Below are 2023 nucleotides of genomic sequence, written 5' to 3' on the forward strand. Positions count from 1 at the left end.
CTTTTAAAAATACGGCCGTCGTTTCGCCGGGAATCAGCGTTATTTGCGTTAGAGCCGCTTTTGCGGTCGTGAGTTTATATAAAAAATCAAGCTTGCTAAGCTTTGCCGCGCCCAGGTCTATCCAGCCTGCTTGCACGTGCCCCATAGCGCGCAAGATCACGGCGTCAAATTTATTTGCGTCCGTATTTTTTTCGCTTAGATATGATATAATCCCAAGCGTACTGCCCTGAGGCACGAAAATGACCTCACTCACGCTCACCGGGCGGCTAAGATAAACAAGAAAGCTCAGAAAAAATATGAAAATCATCTCGCTGATAATGAAGAAAATTTGGCGCATTTTGATCCCCGCGGTTTTGATATTCGTCATTTTTATAGCCGTCCTAAAACACGGTGTCGAGATAGAAAATATCGACGCGGGCGACTTTAAAATAGAGCAATTATATATAAAACTCGATAAAAAAATAATTTTACGCGCACAAAATATAGAGATACCTAAACAAAGCGCTAAGGATAGCTCCGAGGAAGCGCTACTAGACCTCTCCAAAAACATCGTCTGGATCGACAGGCTGTTTGAGGAAATCTTACTCGAGCGCGTCAAATTTCTAAACAGCGAGTCTACGCTATTTTACAGAGACGACGTTTTTTATCTAGATAGCCCGTTCTTGGCGGTTAGTTCAAATTTTAAAGATACCGAAGACGGCATAACCGCAAACATCTATCTACTCGAGTTTAAGGACTTTAACATCACTTTAAGCGGCGTTAGCAATGCCGATTTGAGGCGTCAAATTTACGATTTTAACGGCACGTTTTCTAGCCACGAACTAAACGGAAACGCCGCTATAAACCTCAAAAAAGCCGAGCTAAAATACGAGCTAAGCGACATAAATGCGACGAGCCTAAGTGGCTTTATGGACGAGCTGGGCGCAAAAACTGGGCTAGATAAAGAGATAAAAAGCTGGATCTACGGCTACATCACTGCGGATAACTACTTCGTAAAATCGCTTCGGGGCAGATTTGACCTAAATAAGCAAGAGCCCTATCTAAACGAGCTTAGCGCGCAGGGTTTTTCTAAAAACGTAAAGGTTAAATTTCACGAAAAACTACCCGCCGCAACCGCCGAGGGAGTCGACGTCGAGCTAAAAAAAGGTTCACTGTTTTTCACGCTAAAAAATCCAAAATGGCAAGGCAAAAATCTAAACGGAAGCAATCTTGAAATCTATAAAATTTTCGAGGAAAAAGGGGCCGGACTCACGCTAAATTTGCAAACCTCGGCCCTCTACGACAAAAGCGTAAACTCCATACTAAAAGCCTACGATATCGAAGTTCCCGTCGAACAGCTAAGCGGCAAAACCGACGCCAAACTCGCGCTTGATATCAAATTTGATCCACTAGAAGTCGCGCCTAAGGGCAAATTTAAGGTCACCGGCGGACAAACCCTGATCGCGGGAGCTAAATTTAACATAGATACCGCAGACGTTGAGCTTTTAAACGACAAGCTAAAGGTAAACGCGAAAAACACGGGGATGGATTTTTTTAGCGCGGATGCAGCGGTAAATCTCGATCTAGGCAAACTCGCAGGCGACATAAACGGCACGCTAAAAGGGCTAAATTTGGCATTTGGTAAGAGCGAAATTTTAAAACTAGGCGCGACGCCGTTTGCGGCTAGGCTTGATTTTAGCGGCAAGGATACGAAGCTAGATATCGCGTCTCCGGCCGCCGTGGGTTTAAAATTCGGCGCGCAAAACGAGATAAATTTACCCGACGCGCGCGATCTGCTGCCCTACTCGCCGCTGCTAAAAAGCCTACAAATCTCTGAAGGCGGCGTAAATATAAAAACCAAGGATTTTGAAAATCTTAGCATCGAAGCTAACGGCGTCAAATTTGAAACGCCGCTACTCAAAAAAGACGGCTCGCCGTACGACGCCGATAGCTTTACCATCGACGTAAACGCAAAGGGCGCAACGGGCAAGAGCAAAAGCGGCGGGTTAAATTTCAAAATCTCGGGCGGCAAAACGGAGCTTTT

At 45.1% G+C, this 2023-nt stretch carries 1 protein-coding gene and 1 pseudogene; one reads left to right on the top strand and one right to left on the bottom strand.

The annotated features are described in order from the left end of the window. Nucleotides 1-259: pseudogene (locus Q0200_RS08885) on the bottom strand (aminodeoxychorismate lyase); the annotation flags it as partial. A 37-nt stretch (nt 260-296) separates the two neighbouring features. On the opposite strand from Q0200_RS08885, the gene Q0200_RS08890 reads away from it, so the two are divergent. Next, nucleotides 297-2023, top strand: a 1727-nt coding sequence (locus Q0200_RS08890) for a DUF3971 domain-containing protein (RefSeq protein WP_297940475.1), incomplete at its 3' end; no start/stop codon positions are given.

It is taken from the genome of uncultured Campylobacter sp. (assembly GCF_938045225.1).
Classification (GTDB): Bacteria; Campylobacterota; Campylobacteria; order Campylobacterales; family Campylobacteraceae; genus Campylobacter_A.